Origin of the sequence: Mesorhizobium sp. M0571 (genome assembly GCF_040320985.1) — a bacterium.
Taxonomy (GTDB): Bacteria; Pseudomonadota; Alphaproteobacteria; order Rhizobiales; family Rhizobiaceae; genus Mesorhizobium.
Map to the genome: position 1 here is coordinate 10,629 of NZ_JAMYQT010000009.1, position 15,119 is coordinate 25,747.

Below are 15,119 nucleotides of genomic sequence, written 5' to 3' on the forward strand. Positions count from 1 at the left end.
CAATGCTATTCCTCGGGTTCTGTATAGGTAGCGACCGGTATGTGCTGGACATGGAGCAGGTTGAAGAGGTCCTGCCTTACATCGGCGTGAGAAGGCTGCCGGACGCGCCGAACGGCGTAGTAGGCCTAATCAACTGCCGGGGCTTACCCGTTCCCATGATCGATCTCAGCCTGCTTGCGCTTGGCCGCCCTTCGGCGCTGGTGCTGAGCACACGAATCGTTCTGATACGCTATCCAACCAAGGATGGTGAGAACCACCTGCTTGCGCTTGTTGCTGAACGAGCGACCGATATGCTCGAGCGGGATCCTTCTGACTTCGCGCCGTCCGGGATGGAGGCGGGAACTCCGCCCTACTTGGGCCCCGTGGCGTCCGACGATAGAGGACTTGTCCAGTGGGTCAGGGCCGAAGCGCTGCTATCGGACGACATTCGCGAAACGCTGTTCCGTCAGGTCGCGATGAGTTCATGATGTTTGGTGCGGTCGAACAGCTACTGAGGGAAAAGATTGGACTGGACAGCGGCACTGTCGGTCTGTCGGTGATCCGTCACGCGCTCCGGGAGCGGATGGCAGCCTGCCAGATCAGTGAGCTTCAAGATTATTGGCAATTGCTGGCTGGCTCCCCATCCGAGCTCCAGGAACTGATCAACGCGGTTGTCGTACCGGAGACATGGTTCTTCCGAGATCGTGAAGCTTTCACTGCAATGACGCGTCATGCACGGGCGCGCATGCGGCCGGGTCAACCCATAATGCTCTTGAGCCTACCATGTTCGACAGGCGAAGAGCCCTATTCGATGGCGATGGCCATGTTCGATGCTGGTTTCGGAGCACAGGATTTCAAGATTGACGCTGTCGACGTGAGCACGGGCAATCTCGCGGCCGCGGAGCGCGCGGTCTACGGGCGCAACTCATTTCGCGGCGATTTTCTCGAATTCAGAGGGCGCTATCTCGAAGCGGCCGAAGGCGGACTACGGCCTGAGGTGCGGGTCCTGAAGCAAGTCCGGTTCAGGCTTGGCAACCTGTTTGATCCTGCGGCCTCGTATGGGCCGGCACCGTACGACATTATTTTTTGCCGCAACCTGCTGATCTATTTCAACCGAAACCTGCAAGATCGCGCGCTGGTTTGTCTGAAGACCCTCCTCGCGCCAGATGGCCTGCTGCTCGTCGGTCCAGCGGAATCAGGCCTTCCGATTCTGCACGGCTTTGCTTCAGCGCGATTACCCATGGCGTTTGCGTTCACGAACGTGGAGCCGGCTAAGGCGCCCCGGACGGTTGCCCCCTCCAAGTCGCGCTTCGGTCCGGCCACCCCTGCTCCTATCTCTGACGTCAGCAAAGTGCTGAGCCCGATCCGGCCGGCCTCCAGCAATGCAGCGAAAGTGGAGCGCTCCGTCCACCCGTCTGAGCGGGCGGCCCAAAGCCTCGCTTCTGTAGAACGCACCGCCAATGCCGGACGAGTTGCGGAAGCAAAGGAACTCGCGCTGACGCATCTCGGGGAATACGGTCCCTCGCCGGAAATCTTCTATCTGCTCGGGCTAGCTCAGGATGCAGAAGATGCGCGTTCCGAGGCGATCCAGAACTATCGCAAGGCCCTCTATCTCGAACCCCGCCATCAAGAAGCCCTCGCGCATCTTGCGCTGCTGCTTCGCAAGCAGGGTGACATCGCCGGTGCCGAGGCACTCACCGGGCGGCTCGGTCGCATTGGGAAAAGGAGCGGCACTTGACGTCAGCTGAGCCCGGTAGCGCATCATCGGTGCCGGACATCGCCATCGGCGACTGCTGGCGGCAAATAGGCGTTCGTGGTGACAGATCGTGCCCTGAACTGGAGCAGCATCTCCACTGCCGGAACTGCCCGACCTATAAGGAAATCGCACGGAACCTCCTGAACCGTCCGCTGCCGCCCGGCTATCGGGACGAGTGGGCCCGACATTTTGCCCAGGCAAGGACCGATGAACCAGTCGGGAATGCCGAGGGCAGTGCATTTCAGACGGTCGTTGTCTTTCGTCTCGGCGAGGAATGGCTGGCGCTTCCGGTTGGCTGCTTCCAAGAAGTGGCCGAGCTGCGTAGCATTCATTCGCTGCCACACCGCAGGAACAGTGCGGTTCTCGGCATCGTCAATGTTCGAGGCGAATTGCTGGTTTGCGTTTCGTTGGCCAAACTGCTCGGAGTAGACGACCGCAAAACGCGGGTACAGGACACGCGGACCAAGGCATTTCCGCGTCTTATCGTCGTCGGCAACAGCGACAAGCGCGTTGCTTTTGCTGTGGACGAAATGCACGGCATTTATCGATTCAAACAGAGCGACAAGCTTGCCGTGCCTGCTACCGTTGGCAAGGCGTCCTCGACCATGACGGCAGCCATGGTCTCGTGGCGAAGGGGCGCGGTCGGTTGTCTGGACGAGGCGCTGCTGCTGGCCATGCTCGATCGAGCTATCGCATGAGCGGCGCGGACTACAGCCAATTTTCGATGCTCGACCTCTTTCGGGCCGAATTGGAGACGCAGTCGCAGGCCCTGACGTCCGGTCTGCTAGCGCTCGAACGCGATCCCGTGTCCGCCCAGAGTCTCGACGCTTGCATGCGGGCTGCCCATTCGCTGAAGGGGGCGGCCCGGATCGTCGATCTGACGCCGGCGGTGGAAGTTGCGCACGCGATGGAAGAGTGCCTGGTCGCCGCACAGCGGGGGCGTCTCAGCCTGAGTCGCGAGCACATCGATACACTTTTGAAAGGCGTCGATCTCCTCGGATCCATAGCCAGTGAGCCTGCCTCGGCCGATGAGAGCGCCAAACTGGAAATAGCCGGTTTTCTGCTGGCGCTTGAGCAGGCATCCTCCCCATCGACAGCCAAGGTGCTTACAGTATCAGAGACGGAGCTCGCCGGCTCAAATGCTGCCCCGCAGGAGGCGCCGTGGGCCTCTTCGGCGAAGGAAACGGGCGTCCTCGCTCGATCGGAACCACTTCTTCAACCTTATGGCGGCGTCGGTTCCGACCGTATGGTGCGGGTAACGGCCGATAGTCTAAACCGCTTACTAGGGCTTGCCGGTGAGTCCCTGATGGAGGCTCGTCGCCTCAGGCCGTTTACGGGCGGCCTACTTCGACTGAAACGGATTCAGTCGGATCTGGCCATTGCCTTCGACGTGCTAGGCGACGCACTGGCCGAGATTCCTAAGGACGATCGGGCGGTGCAAGCACTGGCAGAGGCGCTGCAAAAACTTCGGCTAAGCCAGACGTTCCTCGCAGAGCGCCTTGACGAATTGGATTCGATTGACCGCAGAGCCACTGACCTTGCGAACCGACTCTATGACGAAACGCTGGCGAGTCGCATGCGCCCCTTCGAGGATGGCGTCCGGCACTACTCAAGGACGGTGCGCGACCTTGGCCGAACCTTGGGGAAGAACGTGCGGTTAGACATCGTCGGGGGCTCAACTGGCATCGATCGCGACATCCTGGACCAACTCGAGGCACCACTCGGCCATCTCCTCCGCAATGCTGTCGACCATGGGCTCGAAACGACCGACGAACGTATAGCAGCCGGCAAATCTGAAGAAGGTGTCATCAGGCTCGAAGCACGGCACAATGCGGGCCTGCTGCAGATAATCGTCGCGGATGACGGAAGGGGAATCGATCTGAACAAGCTGCGCGAGACGATCGTGGCGCGCGGCCTGACGACAGAGGAGACCGTCGGCAGACTTGCCGAAGCGGAATTGCTCGAATTTCTGTTTCTGCCAGGCTTTTCGATGAAAGCGACGGTTAGCAACATCTCCGGACGCGGCGTGGGGCTCGATGCCGTACAGGCGATGACCAAGCAGGTCCGAGGCCTCGCAACCGTCTCCTCAGAGTTCGGCTTCGGAACCCGATTTCAACTACAGCTGCCGTTGACCTTGTCGGTGCTCCGCACGCTGCTCGTCGACATTGACGGAGAGCCATACGCCTTCCCGCTCGCAGGCATCGCCAGCACGATAAAGTTGCCGCGCACGCGCATCGAACTGCTCGAAGGCCGGCCGCATTTCCGCTTCGAGGATCGACAGATCGGACTAGTCACCGCGCACGAGGTTCTTGACCGCGCCGAGCCGCAAGCAGACGCCGATGAACTTTCAGTCGTTCTGATTAATGGTGATCACGGTGAAACCCACGGGTTGATTGTCGATCGCTTCCTGGGCGAGCGCGAGTTGGTGGTCCGGCCGCTAGATCCTCGCTTTGCCAAGGTCAAGGACATCAGCGCGGCGGCGTTGATGGAAGATGGTTCGCCCGTGCTTATCGTTGATGTCGACGATCTGATCCGATCAGTAGACAAGCTCGCGTCATCCGGCGGCCTACGCACCTTGCGGCGTGGCACTACCAGCCCCGATCTTAGGAGGCGCAAGCGCGTTCTGGTGGTCGACGATTCTTTGACGGTACGTGAGCTCGAACGCAAGCTGCTGGACAATAACGGCTATGAGGTCGAGGTGGCGATTGATGGTATGGATGGATGGAACGCCATACGGTCTGAACCATTCGATCTTGTTATCACCGATGTTGATATGCCGCGCATGGACGGCATCGAACTGGTGACCTTGATGAAGAAGGACAGCCGGCTCGGGAACACCCCGATCATGATCGTGTCGTACAAAGATCGCGAAGACGATCGCAGGCGAGGTCTGGACGCCGGCGCGGACTACTACCTGACTAAAGGGAGTTTCCACGACGAGACACTGCTCCATGCAGTCGTCGACCTGATCGGCCAGGCGACAGAATGAGGCGCAGCGTGTGTATCCATCAATGAGGATCGCTATCGTCAACGATATGCCTCTTGCGGTCGAGCTTCTGCGGCGATTGGTTGTATCAACCCCGGAACATCAGGTGGCCTGGATCGCCGTTAACGGGCGTGAGGCAGTAGAGGCCTGCCAACGAGACCTCCCGGACCTGATCCTCATGGACCTGGTGATGCCGGAAATGGATGGCGTCGAGGCTACGCGCAGGATCATGGCGAAGACGCCATGCCTGATTCTGCTGGTCACGGCGAGCATTGAGGCCAACATTCCTGGTGTCTATGAAGCAATGGGGTATGGCGCGCTTGACGCGGTCGACATCCCCTCGATCGGCTCTGACGGCCCGGGGTCCGGACGGTCCGCACAGCTTCTCATCAAGAAGATAACGACGATCAGCAAACTCGTACGTGACGCGCCGTCTTCAAATTGGGGCACACGGACATTGCCCCCGTCTGTGTCATCGGCACAGCACCTTATTGCCATCGGCGCGTCTGCGGGCGGGCCGGCAGCTGTTGCCGCGATCCTCGGCGCATTTCCGAGCAATTTCACGGCCGCAATAGTTCTCGTACAGCATCTCGATGCGCAGTTCGTACCCGGTTTTGCAAACTGGCTCGGCCAGCATGCGGCACTTCCAATCCGTCCGGCACGCGAAGGAGATGAGCCCGAGGCCGGCACCGTTTTAATTGCGGCCACGGCTGATCATCTCGTCTTCAAGTCAGCCCACAAGCTCGGCTATACCCCGAAGCCGCACGACAACGTCTACCGTCCCTCCGTAGATGTATTCCTTGAGAGCGCCGCGCAGTGGTGGCCGGGTGTCGTGATCGGTGTCTTGCTCACGGGCATGGGTAGAGATGGTGCCCAAGGGCTCAAGCTGCTACGCGACAAAGGGCATTTGACAATCGCTCAAGACAGCGCGTCGAGTGCGGTCTATGGGATGCCCAAAGCCGCCGCTGCCATCGGTGCCGCTGTCGAGATCCTACCGCTTGACTCAATCGCCCCGCGCCTAATCGAGGCGTGCGGCCCATCTTGCTGAAAGGTTATTCTATGACGGGCAAATCCAATCTCGTCTCACCCCTGGCAGACAATTACTCGTCAATGGTTCTGCTGGTGGACGACCAGATAATGATCTGTGAAGCGGTCCGGCGCGCGCTCGCAAACCAGCCGGACATAGATTTCCACTTCTGCACCGATCCGCTCAAAGCGACTACAGTTGCCGACGAAGTGAAGCCAACGGTCATCCTGCAGGATCTTGTCATGCCGGGCGTTGATGGGCTGGACTTGGTACGGCAATACCGAAAGAATTCCTCGACGCATTCTGTCCCCGTCATCGTGCTGTCAAGTAAAGAAGATCCGGCCATCAAGGGCGAGGCATTCGAGGCCGGAGCGAACGACTATTTGGTCAAACTGCCGGACCGTATCGAGTTGGTCGCTCGTGTCCGTTATCACTCCCGGGCCTATCTTGACCACGTTCAGCGAGAGGAGGCATACAGGGCCCTGCGAGAAAGCCAGCGGCAATTAATGCGCGCGAATCTCGAGCTGGAACGTCTCACACGGATTGACGGTCTCACAGGTCTGGGAAACCGGCGCTACTTCGATGAATATCTCGCGGCGGAATGGAAGCGCGCGGTCCGCACGAAGAGCCCGCTGTCGTTGTTTATGATCGATGCCGATCACTTCAAGCGCTACAACGACACCTATGGCCACATGGCAGGCGACGAGGTGCTGAAGCAGGTCGCCAGTGTAATCCAAAGCAGTTGCAACCGCTCGACCGATCTCGCGGCGCGCTACGGCGGCGAAGAGTTCGTCGTGGTGGTGGTCGATATTTTGCAGGCGCAGTCGGGCGCTATGGCCGAGCGGCTCGTGCAGAGCGTGCGAGCCTTGAGCATTCCACACGGTTCTGAGCGGGTGACAATCAGCGTCGGTGTTGCAACCATGGTGCCTGATGAGAACCACACGCCAAATGACCTCATCAAGGCGGCCGATCTGGCGCTCTTCCGCGCCAAGTCGGAAGGACGGGACCGTGTCGTGTATTACGACTAAAGGTAAGGGTGCTTTACGGACGGGCTTACAGCTCGTGCAGTTTAAAGGCTTGGTGATCGCCGAACGGGACCCCTCGATTGTCAACCGGGCAAGCGAAACAGTTCAAAGTCAGTTCCATTTCTGGATAACTGCTGTTCCGCGGACCGGAACCTCAAACGATCTCTACGTGGAATTCGCCACAGAGCGCGTCAACTCGCGGGTCGACGTAGAGTGCAGATCCGCGGCTCCAGCCTTCTCGCGCAAGCATTCGGCGTCTCCGCATGATGGACGCACGATGTTTGCACAAATGTAATGGCCGCTGCAAGAGTGATGCACGATGGACAGTGGTGGGGCACGCGTTGACGAGATGTCAAGCAGTCAGGATTTTCGCTTCCTTGGCGGCGTTGAGAAATGCTACGCGCGCTACCTCCGGTGCGCTGCCGCCGCCGAGCACCTTCATGCACGCCATGCGAGCCTGGATGCGGCGCCCGGTTTCTCCAATGGGCCAGCGGTAAAGCAGCATTTCGGCGGCTTCGCGGGTGCTCGAAACACTGACTTTGCCCGAGGACAGCAAAACCGTCACGGGCTCTTCGAACGTGCCGACGTCTCGTTCGCAGGTCATATGCTGGTCTCCTTTCGCAATCTCCCCAAGACCTTACGGGTGAACCATCCGTTCCGTTGCGTCACGTTTGTCCCGGTGGGCGAACATTCTGTGAGGATGGGACCTCGTCCAGAGCGCGGGCTTGATCGCTCAGACTAGACTCGCCAACCCGTTGCGGTCCTCAAATAGCGAGAACCGTCCTTATCGTTACGAGCCCGCTATGCCTTGGTCAGTTGCCGGCGCTGATATCGGAAACGAAGCGCGGAAAGGCACTCTGCCGCCCAGAGTAACCGGCCTGCACGGTGAAGACGAGAAGGACGCTCTTCCAAGCGCGGAGTTCGAATCCTCCCTCACCGCCATAAGTTGTTTACATCAATAAAAATACAAGAATAGGTTGGGCGCCCGCCATAGAGCCCGCCTACCGAAAACGGGGTATTCGCGGCACGTCAACTTACGACACAAATATGCGGGGTTGATGGTTCGACCTGGTAGATGGCAGAGATCAACTTCGGCCTCGCTAAGCGAAGTCGTGGGGTTCATGCGACAGCGGAATCAGGATACGCGACGAGCACCCCGTGCCGGGTCAACCTCTCCGTCGGGAAGTACCGATCGGTGCGGAACCAAGCGGATTCACGCTTGTCGGCAGCGGACGCCGGCGGTGGCGATCAGCACCCGAGCAGGCTCCTCATTAGCGAGACAAACGTCCAGAGCGGAGGCCAATCTTGGCACGCGACCGCGCCATCCTGAACGACCGCTCTCCTCGGCTTAGTCAAGCATACCTGCGGAATGAAGCGCCTGGCCTGTGACAAATGAATCTCTGCTGGACCGCCGATGATATGGGGAGGCGCTCGCAAATCGCGCCCTACGCGCGGGTTGATCGGTTGATTAACATCAAAGCTTGAATATGAGAAATGCGCCAACTGTGACGGCGGTGGTCACCGTGGCTCGAGTGTCAGCAGATGTGGTAAGGTTGAGTGTCGGCGAGTAGCAGAGGTCCAGCAACAATGACTTTGAGGCGAACCAGAGCTTACGGCGCATCCGGCTTGGTTCTAGCGGTTTGCACTGTGTTTGCTTGGCAGAACGCCACTGCCGCTCAAAATTGCGACGCAGCCGCGACGCCTGGCGTCAATTGGCACGAGTGTGACAAGAAGCTTCTCATCCTAGAAGGACAGGACCTGAGCGGGGCGAACCTGTTCGGTGTTGATTTCACTTCGACCGACCTCAGGAACAGCAATCTCGTTGCCGCAAATCTTGAGAAGGCAACGCTTGTGCGTGCTTCCCTGGCCGACTCGACCGCCAAAGGCGCCCGGTTCGACAGAATCGAGGCCTACAGGACCGACTTCAGCCGTATGGACGCGCAGGGTGCTGTGTTTGCGAGCGCGGAAATACAGCGCTCGAATTTCCAGGACGCCAATCTGACCAATGTTGATTTCACAAAGGCAGAATTGGGGCGTGCGCAGTTCCATGACGCCGATATCAGCGGCAGCCGCTTCTCGTTTGCCAATCTCGCACGGGCGGACTTCCGGGGAGCGACGTTCACCGCGCCGATAGACTTTGACCGCGCCTTTTTCTTTCTGACCCGTATCGAGGGCGTCGACCTTTCCAATTCGGTGGGTCTGTCCCAGTGGCAGCTCAACATGGCTTGCGGAGACGCCCGGACCGAGTTGCCTTCTGGCTTGACGAGGCCTGAAGATTGGCCCTGTCAATTCCAGCAGGAATAGTTGTCGGCAAGCGAACTGCGGCAATGCTGCGCCCGACAGGATGAAACTGAGAACCCCTATGTCATCGTTTGCGCTATATAACTTTTGCGACAGCCGGGAGCGGATGAATGGAATCGGGCCGTATTTCTCCCACTACCCACGCGGTCCGAGGCGGCAGAAATGGGGCCGAGCAGACCGTCCGCTGCTAGGGTACCCAGCACGCGAGCGGACATGTGAGAGCTCGGTGCGAAGGTCCGGGATCAGGCCCATTGCGGACGTACGTGTTGGTTCGCCTGTTGGCGCTGAAGCGCCCATTTGGGCCGCTAGCCGCACATGTGCGGCGGCTCAAAAAAGCCGATTGTCATGCGCCAGCGGAACGCTGTGACAAGCGAACACCAGCGCCGCCACCGTTCTCTGGAATGAATTCGATCCCGGCCGCTTCGAAGACTGCACGAATTTCGGCGAGGGTTGAATTCTTTAGCTGTTCGCCTCTTTCCAACCGCGCGATGGTATCGGGAGATACGTTTGCGTTTAGGGCTAACTCTCGAGTTCCCCAGCCCAACGCGACACGTGCCATTTTGCACTGAACTGCATTCATTTCGTAACCGTGATACGATTCTTGATCCATAGCCGCTTTTTCAATATCGTACCGCTGATACGATTTTTCGCTTGAAAGCGGCTGCTGTTGGTGTGCAACCACCCTCAGCAGCCTGACTACAACCCAAGCTGATAGGAGCTCGGATCATGGCTTCTCTATTCGGCGGCTTGGGGTCAAGCGCTTTTGTCATTTTCTGCCTTACCAGCTTCTGACATCATTCGCGGGTTCGTGCTTCTCTCCGGGATCGGCCCATTGGCCCTCCCTTGATGGGATTCAGAGAATAAGGCGGAACAATCTGATTCGCGTCCTGGCCAGCATGACATGACCGGTGCGCCCATGATCGCGAACTCACCTCATCCTTCGTCCCGCGAAGGACGTGCTTCCGCGCTGGGCGGAACTCTCTACCTCTTCTTCCCGGCCTTTTGTCACACGGCTGACGCCATGGTTTCCCGCGTCCAGCGGAACTCGCTGTTGTCCAGCCACATGCGGTGCATGACGACCGCCAGGCGACGTGCGAGCGCGACTATCGCCCTGCGCAAGCCGCGCCGCTTGGCGACGTTCATCGCCCAGGCCTTCAGCCATGACCATTTCTTCACGTGCGTCAGCATGACTTGGGCTGCTTCATAGAGCAATGTTCGCATCATGCCGTCCCCGCAGAGTGAGATGCCTCCAACGCGCTTGCTTTCGCCGGACTCGTCGAGCTTCGGTGTCAGCCCCAGGATCGGCCCTACCGCCTTGGAGTTTCTGAACCGTTGTGGAATGTCGATCGTCGCGGTGTACGCGAGCGCCACTATGGAGCCGACACCAGGGACCGTCATCAAGCGCCGGCAGGTAGCATCGCCCCTGGCGATCGCCAGCACTTGTCTGTGCAGGTGCGCAAATTCCTCGCGCAGCTTCCGCCTGGCGGCCAGCAGTGGCTCCATGATCTGTTCGAGATCGGGCATGCATTCGACAAGCTCACGGATGCGGTCCTCGAACTTCGCCGTTCCCACGGCGCCGACCTTGAGCCCGAAGTTGCGCAGAAGACCGCGGATGTCGTTCTCGATCGCGATCGCCTTTTCCTGCAAGATCTTGCGGGCCGTCAGCAGCACCCGGCGCTTCTGGCTCGTCAGCGTCTTGATGTGCACCGGGCGGAATAGGTTGACCCGCATCATCTGGGCTATGCCGCGCGCATCATTGCGATCTGTCTTGTTCGGCTGCGCCTTCAGGAATGCTTTCACATGACGTGTTTCGATGCAGACGACCGGCAGCCCGGCCCTGGCCAGCCCCTCGAATAGCCACTGCGACAAGGGCCCTGCTTCGAGCCCGACCCGTTCGACGTTCCAAGTCGAGTCCTTCAGCACCGCAATGATATCGTCAGGGTGGCTGACCACCTTCACCTCACGACAAATCCTGCCGGTTTCGTCGACAACGCAAACGGCGGTTTCCTTCACCGAGATATCGAGGCCAACAAAATGCTTCATGTTGCGCTTCCTTTCCTGATGCTTGTGGCTGTCTGGACAGACCAAGTTATCATCAGCTCGAAGCGCAACACCTCTTTGCATCACCTTTGAAGATGGGCTCGAGCCGAATACCCCATCTGATTCCGACAATAGCATGACTCTGGCTTTCGTCACCCGCAGGCGAGTGCTTGCGGGAGGGATGATCACATCCACCGCTTTGGTGCTTGAGAAAAGTGCGCTTGTCGGCAACACAGCGGCAACGAGTATGCTCCCCGACCCTGCGCTTGCGCTTTGGCGGGAATGGGAGACCGCCCACAAGCTGACCGAGCGGCTTTGCCGCAAGCAGCAGCGCCTGGAGGCGAGGCTTGTCTCGAGCGTCGGCTTTCCTTGTGCGACCGTCTGCGTGCCCGAGGGTGAGGACGTGGCGGTCCACTCGATCGAGGCGCTCAATGAAGTGCTCGGCGAGGGGCCGGATATGGCAGCTCTCCGCGAGAAGGCCGAAGCTGATTTTGCGGCACATCAGGCTCGCTGGGATGCAGCTGCCGAGGAGGCTGGATACACCGCCGCGCTCAAGGCCGAGTGCGAGGCTGGCGACAGGGCGAAGGATCTGCTGGAAGCGTTCTCAACGACCCCCGCTACGACTCTCGCCGGTGTGGCGGGCAAGCTCGATGCCGTGTTGCGCGAGGGCGAAGCCTGGGAGGAATGCTCCGTGTTCCCTTGGCCGCAAATCCGCTCGGCGCTCAGCGATCTGGTGCTCATCGCCGAGCAGACGATGCCGGAACAGTTCATTCGCGGCGAGCAGCGTCGCAAGCTCGGCAAGCGGCGGGCTGGCTGCTGTTTCCGCGCCTGAAAGACGAAGAAGGAGGCGAGCTATGAAGCCCATCCAACCCAACTTCCGGCTTCAGCCGAGAACCCCTCAACTTGCGCGAAGCGTCTGCCTCACGTCACCCTTCAACCGCCAGGAATTGCCAGCACAGAGCACTCTTGCGGCATCTCACCATCCGCCGGTGAGCGATCCCGATCTGCTGGATGCCTTCAACCGCGATGCCGCCGTGCACAAATGGACCGTGGCCTGAAGCTGCAGAGGCAGCGACAGCCCTGTGGGGAAAGACAGCCGCAACCGCAATCGCCTGGGGCGCCGTGTCGGCGCGTTGCGATGGGCGGACACAGGAGTATCGATTCTGGTTTCGGGTATTCGCCCATCTTCAAGCGGGTTCGCCCAATGCCGTGGCGGAAGCAGCGTCCGGCAAGGCTCGTCCAGACTCTTCCCGATAGATGGGGAGATTATGTCCGGCAAGAGAACTGCCCGCTTGTCGAGACGAAGCCGGACCGAAGCCAGCCCGTCAAGGCCAGAGCCGCTTCGCGGTGGCGCGTGCCGCGCCAGCCTGGACCGGCAGTTTTCGGCCCAGCGGACGCTTCGGACGCAGGCAAGGCTGCGATACGAACGATACCGCTCCACCCCTCAGGCTGGGTTACTCCGGCAGTTCGTCGCCCTTGATCGGCGCCTTCCCTTTGCCGGCCCGTTTCAGGATGTGCAGCGCCTTGGGGATGTCGGCACGGGCAGCGCGTTCCTGAAAGTAGCTTTCCGTGCGCAGCGCCGAAAGCTTCTCAGCGACTGCCACATTAATGAACTGGTTGAGCGGCACGCCCTCGCTCTCCGCCACCTTGCGCGCCTCATCGAGAAGCGAGAGCTGAAGCCGCAGTGCGAAATTGCTTCTCCTCATGTCTTTCTCTCCAATCGTCTCAGCGCCTCACCCGGCGACAGGACCATGATACCGAAGCGCTCGGCCACCTTGCCGAAGTCGCGCAGGTTGAACGTCACTATAGCATCCGCCCGTCCGTTTACCGCAGCTTCCAGCACCATGTCGTCGTCCCGGTCGCGAACGGCGGGTCGCCAGAGGAAAACAAGGCGAACCGGCTCGGCGACGGCCGCCACCGCATCTAGCAACGCGTTCACATCTTCAGCCAGCGGATCGAAGGATCAGATGGTTCAGTTCGACGACCTGAGCAAGTGTCTGGATGCCGTGCGTACAGGGCAGGTCGAAGCGATGGCCGCAGACAACGCCACCCTCATGGGCTTCATGTCTCAGGACATCGGTGCCTACAAAATGGTCGGTGAAGCCTTCGCAAATCAGCCATTCGGTGTCGGCATCAAGCACGGCGACAAGGCATTTTGCCACTTCATTTCGGATACCCTGAAGGAAGCCGGAGCGGATGGCCGCATGGCCGAAGCCTGGAAGAAGACTGCGGGCCAAGCTGAACCGACGGTGCCGAAGCTCCCGGAACTCGAAGACTGCGACGCACTCTAACTTGATCGGCGGACTGCCCTATGGACTTTCTCTACGCTGACCTAACTGACCTAGGGCGGTTCGCGTCCGGTTTCCTCAACACGCTCTGGATGACTGTCATCGCCGGGGTTGGCTCGATGATCCTCGGTACGATAGTCGCGATATTGAGGATAAGTCCGGTGCCTGCGTTCAACAAGTTGGCACTCTACTGGACCGAGCTCTTCAAGAACTGTCCGCTCACGGTGGTTCTGTTCTTCCTCGCGTTTGGATTTCCTGAGGCCGGATTCAACGCCTCATACCTAACGTTCGGAATTGCGGGCTTGATCTTATACACGTCGGCATACGTGAGTGAGGCCGTCAGGGCGGGCTTCGAAGCCATACCAAAGGGCCAGTTCGAGGCGGCCAAAGCGCTTGGATTGAATTTTTCGACTACGATGCGCCACATCGCCATTGCCCAAGCACTGAAAGGCATGTTGCCGCCGCTGACGAGTGTATTCACCTCGATGGCAAAGGACACCGCGATCGTCGGGAGCTTCGGCGTGGGAGGCGAATTATTCAGCCTCGCCAATCAGCTGACGGTATCGGAAGGACGGCCGGTGGTTCCCGTCTTCATCGGGATCGCGTGCTCCTATTACGTGCTGCTCCTCCCTGCGAGCATCATCTCGGCGCGCTTGGAAACAAGGGAGCTGAAAAGATGAGCGAAAGAACCGTCCATATGTTCGACGAGCTCAATCCCGACGAGAAGCATTACCTCAGACTGGTCACCACAGCTGGCCTCGCGCTGTTCGCTGCAGCGGCAGGCATCATGATCTACCGGCTGTGGCTTGCGGGCCAGTTCTCGGCGCAGAAGTGGTCCCCGCTGCTGAACCCGTCGGACAAGAACTTCACCTTGATCTGGAAATTCCTCGGCACCGGACTTCAGGCGACGTTCTCCGCCGCGGTCGCGTCGATCATTTTGTCTGGCATCGCGGCCGTCGGTTTCGCCGCGATCGTTTACCTCGGCGGAAACGTCACGAGCAAAGTGACGCGGGGTTTCACTAACGTTGTCCGCGCGACCCCGCTGCTGCTGATCATCTTCTTCACAGCCCGGATTCTGCCGGAGTACGGCATGGCCACGACCGAGTTCGGCTATCTCGTCCTTGCCCTTACGATCTTCAATGGGGCGATCATGGCCGAGGCTCTCAGGGGTGGCCTGAAGGCCGTACCTGCCGGTCAGTCAGAGGCCGCGGCCGCGTTGGGCTTGTCCCGTTGGACGACCTTCACGAGGGTGATGCTCCCGCAAGCGGTCCGGATCGTCATACCGGTACTTATCACCCAGTCCGTCGTCGTGATACAGGCGACCTCGCTTGGTTTTATAATCAGCTACGAGGAGCTGCTGCGGCGTGCGCAGATCGCGGTGCAAAGTCTGCACAACCCGTTGCAGCTGTTCTTCGTTGTGGGTTGCATATACGTGTTGATTTCCATTGGGGTCGCGCGACTGCTCGCAGCGCTCTTACTTGGAGAGCGCGTATTCCGTATGTCGAGGCATCATGAGAAGTTGCTGGCGTCATAAATCTAAACCCTGCCTTCGGATTGATCGGCGTCATGGGCATGGTGGGCCATCAACTCGCGACTAATGCAGCGAGATTCGCGCAGGCTTCCGTACTTGCCCCCTTCTCATCTGTACAGGTCCTCTACGGTAGCGTTATCCGTTGGTTGGTCTTCAGCCAGCCGCCGACCTTTTGGATCTTCGTGG

At 59.6% G+C, this 15,119-nt stretch carries 18 protein-coding genes; 13 read left to right on the forward strand and 5 right to left on the reverse strand.

The annotated features are described in order from the left end of the window. Positions 1-2 precede the first annotated feature (2 nt). From NKI85_RS12960 to NKI85_RS12985, 6 genes are read left to right on the forward strand one after another with little or no spacing between them, the layout of a single operon-like run. On the forward strand, positions 3-467 hold the full coding sequence (locus NKI85_RS12960; protein ID WP_352529197.1) for a chemotaxis protein CheW: 465 nt from the start codon (positions 3-5) through the stop codon (positions 465-467). After that, positions 464-1,717, forward strand: coding sequence for a CheR family methyltransferase (locus NKI85_RS12965; protein WP_352776798.1), 1,254 nt, complete (start codon positions 464-466; stop codon positions 1,715-1,717). The genes NKI85_RS12960 and NKI85_RS12965 overlap by 4 nt, the downstream gene beginning before the upstream one ends. Continuing rightward, positions 1,714-2,433, forward strand: a complete 720-nt coding sequence (locus NKI85_RS12970) for a chemotaxis protein CheW (protein WP_352776799.1) — start codon at positions 1,714-1,716, stop codon at positions 2,431-2,433. Before NKI85_RS12965 ends, NKI85_RS12970 begins: the two co-directional genes overlap by 4 nt. After that, the gene (locus NKI85_RS12975) at positions 2,430-4,724 is read left to right on the forward strand and encodes a hybrid sensor histidine kinase/response regulator (protein ID WP_352747901.1); all 2,295 of its coding nucleotides are present in this window, start codon (positions 2,430-2,432) and stop codon (positions 4,722-4,724) included. The genes NKI85_RS12970 and NKI85_RS12975 overlap by 4 nt, the downstream gene beginning before the upstream one ends. A gap of 22 nt (positions 4,725-4,746) precedes the next feature. Further along, entirely contained in the window at positions 4,747-5,769 is a 1,023-nt protein-coding gene (locus NKI85_RS12980; RefSeq protein ID WP_352469269.1) for a chemotaxis response regulator protein-glutamate methylesterase, read from the forward strand. Between the two features lie 11 nt (positions 5,770-5,780). Then, positions 5,781-6,776, forward strand: a complete 996-nt coding sequence (locus NKI85_RS12985) for a response regulator (protein ID WP_031195385.1) — start codon at positions 5,781-5,783, stop codon at positions 6,774-6,776. A 349-nt stretch (positions 6,777-7,125) separates the two neighbouring features. On the opposite strand, the gene NKI85_RS12990 is transcribed toward NKI85_RS12985, so the two are convergent. Then, on the reverse strand, positions 7,126-7,377 hold the full coding sequence (locus tag NKI85_RS12990) for a DUF982 domain-containing protein (protein ID WP_023722956.1): 252 nt from the start codon (positions 7,375-7,377) through the stop codon (positions 7,126-7,128). 983 nt (positions 7,378-8,360) lie between these two features. On the opposite strand from NKI85_RS12990, the gene NKI85_RS12995 reads away from it, so the two are divergent. Continuing rightward, the gene (locus NKI85_RS12995; RefSeq protein WP_352466279.1) at positions 8,361-9,077 is read left to right on the forward strand and encodes a pentapeptide repeat-containing protein; all 717 of its coding nucleotides are present in this window, start codon (positions 8,361-8,363) and stop codon (positions 9,075-9,077) included. Positions 9,078-9,417: 340 nt separating this feature from the next. Here NKI85_RS12995 and NKI85_RS13000 read toward each other — a convergent pair whose 3' ends face one another. Together NKI85_RS13000 and NKI85_RS13005 are read right to left on the reverse strand one after the other, a co-directional pair. Then, positions 9,418-9,654 (reverse strand): helix-turn-helix domain-containing protein, encoded by a 237-nt coding sequence (locus tag NKI85_RS13000; protein ID WP_084641905.1) that lies wholly within the window; start codon positions 9,652-9,654, stop codon positions 9,418-9,420. A 425-nt stretch (positions 9,655-10,079) separates the two neighbouring features. After that, entirely contained in the window at positions 10,080-11,117 is a 1,038-nt protein-coding gene (locus NKI85_RS13005) for an IS110 family RNA-guided transposase (RefSeq protein WP_352529205.1), read from the reverse strand. Between the two features lie 178 nt (positions 11,118-11,295). Between NKI85_RS13005 and NKI85_RS13010 the strand changes: the two genes are divergently transcribed. From NKI85_RS13010 to NKI85_RS37920, 3 genes are read left to right on the forward strand one after another with little or no spacing between them, the layout of a single operon-like run. Next, entirely contained in the window at positions 11,296-11,946 is a 651-nt protein-coding gene (locus NKI85_RS13010; protein WP_352529207.1) for a hypothetical protein, read from the forward strand. Between the two features lie 22 nt (positions 11,947-11,968). Then, positions 11,969-12,172, forward strand: coding sequence for a hypothetical protein (locus NKI85_RS13015; protein WP_352529209.1), 204 nt, complete (start codon positions 11,969-11,971; stop codon positions 12,170-12,172). After that, positions 12,141-12,371 (forward strand): Y4oE-related protein, encoded by a 231-nt coding sequence (locus NKI85_RS37920; RefSeq protein ID WP_502896152.1) that lies wholly within the window; start codon positions 12,141-12,143, stop codon positions 12,369-12,371. The genes NKI85_RS13015 and NKI85_RS37920 overlap by 32 nt, the downstream gene beginning before the upstream one ends. A gap of 197 nt (positions 12,372-12,568) precedes the next feature. Here NKI85_RS37920 and NKI85_RS13020 read toward each other — a convergent pair whose 3' ends face one another. Continuing rightward, entirely contained in the window at positions 12,569-12,820 is a 252-nt protein-coding gene (locus NKI85_RS13020; protein WP_352474558.1) for a toxin-antitoxin system HicB family antitoxin, read from the reverse strand. Continuing rightward, positions 12,817-13,065, reverse strand: a complete 249-nt coding sequence (locus NKI85_RS13025) for a PIN domain-containing protein (protein WP_352776825.1) — start codon at positions 13,063-13,065, stop codon at positions 12,817-12,819. Before NKI85_RS13025 ends, NKI85_RS13020 begins: the two co-directional genes overlap by 4 nt. 16 nt (positions 13,066-13,081) lie before the next feature. On the opposite strand from NKI85_RS13025, the gene NKI85_RS13030 reads away from it, so the two are divergent. Genes NKI85_RS13030 through NKI85_RS13040 form a run of 3 tightly spaced genes read left to right on the forward strand, consistent with a single transcriptional unit; the run spans position 13,082 to position 14,936 of the window. Next, positions 13,082-13,405 (forward strand): type 2 periplasmic-binding domain-containing protein, encoded by a 324-nt coding sequence (locus NKI85_RS13030; RefSeq protein ID WP_352776800.1) that lies wholly within the window; start codon positions 13,082-13,084, stop codon positions 13,403-13,405. Between the two features lie 20 nt (positions 13,406-13,425). Beyond that, on the forward strand, positions 13,426-14,082 hold the full coding sequence (locus NKI85_RS13035; RefSeq protein ID WP_352776801.1) for an amino acid ABC transporter permease: 657 nt from the start codon (positions 13,426-13,428) through the stop codon (positions 14,080-14,082). Continuing rightward, positions 14,079-14,936: an amino acid ABC transporter permease gene (locus tag NKI85_RS13040; RefSeq protein WP_352776802.1), complete on the forward strand. Its 858-nt coding sequence runs from the start codon at positions 14,079-14,081 to the stop codon at positions 14,934-14,936. The genes NKI85_RS13035 and NKI85_RS13040 overlap by 4 nt, the downstream gene beginning before the upstream one ends. Positions 14,937-15,119 lie beyond the last annotated feature (183 nt).

Coding starts and splice junctions, on each gene's coding strand:
- NKI85_RS12960 (WP_352529197.1), top strand. CDS start 3: ATGCTATTCCTCGGGTTCTGTATAGGTAGCGACCGGTATGTGCTGGAC.
- NKI85_RS12965 (WP_352776798.1), top strand. CDS start 464: ATGATGTTTGGTGCGGTCGAACAGCTACTGAGGGAAAAGATTGGACTG.
- NKI85_RS12975 (WP_352747901.1), top strand. CDS start 2,430: ATGAGCGGCGCGGACTACAGCCAATTTTCGATGCTCGACCTCTTTCGG.
- NKI85_RS12980 (WP_352469269.1), top strand. CDS start 4,747: ATGAGGATCGCTATCGTCAACGATATGCCTCTTGCGGTCGAGCTTCTG.
- NKI85_RS12985 (WP_031195385.1), top strand. CDS start 5,781: ATGACGGGCAAATCCAATCTCGTCTCACCCCTGGCAGACAATTACTCG.
- NKI85_RS12990 (WP_023722956.1), bottom strand. CDS start 7,377: ATGACCTGCGAACGAGACGTCGGCACGTTCGAAGAGCCCGTGACGGTT.
- NKI85_RS12995 (WP_352466279.1), top strand. CDS start 8,361: ATGACTTTGAGGCGAACCAGAGCTTACGGCGCATCCGGCTTGGTTCTA.
- NKI85_RS13000 (WP_084641905.1), bottom strand. CDS start 9,654: ATGAATGCAGTTCAGTGCAAAATGGCACGTGTCGCGTTGGGCTGGGGA.
- NKI85_RS13005 (WP_352529205.1), bottom strand. CDS start 11,117: ATGAAGCATTTTGTTGGCCTCGATATCTCGGTGAAGGAAACCGCCGTT.
- NKI85_RS13010 (WP_352529207.1), top strand. CDS start 11,296: ATGATCACATCCACCGCTTTGGTGCTTGAGAAAAGTGCGCTTGTCGGC.
- NKI85_RS13015 (WP_352529209.1), top strand. CDS start 11,969: ATGAAGCCCATCCAACCCAACTTCCGGCTTCAGCCGAGAACCCCTCAA.
- NKI85_RS37920 (WP_502896152.1), top strand. CDS start 12,141: ATGCCGCCGTGCACAAATGGACCGTGGCCTGAAGCTGCAGAGGCAGCG.
- NKI85_RS13020 (WP_352474558.1), bottom strand. CDS start 12,820: ATGAGGAGAAGCAATTTCGCACTGCGGCTTCAGCTCTCGCTTCTCGAT.
- NKI85_RS13030 (WP_352776800.1), top strand. CDS start 13,082: ATGGTTCAGTTCGACGACCTGAGCAAGTGTCTGGATGCCGTGCGTACA.
- NKI85_RS13035 (WP_352776801.1), top strand. CDS start 13,426: ATGGACTTTCTCTACGCTGACCTAACTGACCTAGGGCGGTTCGCGTCC.
- NKI85_RS13040 (WP_352776802.1), top strand. CDS start 14,079: ATGAGCGAAAGAACCGTCCATATGTTCGACGAGCTCAATCCCGACGAG.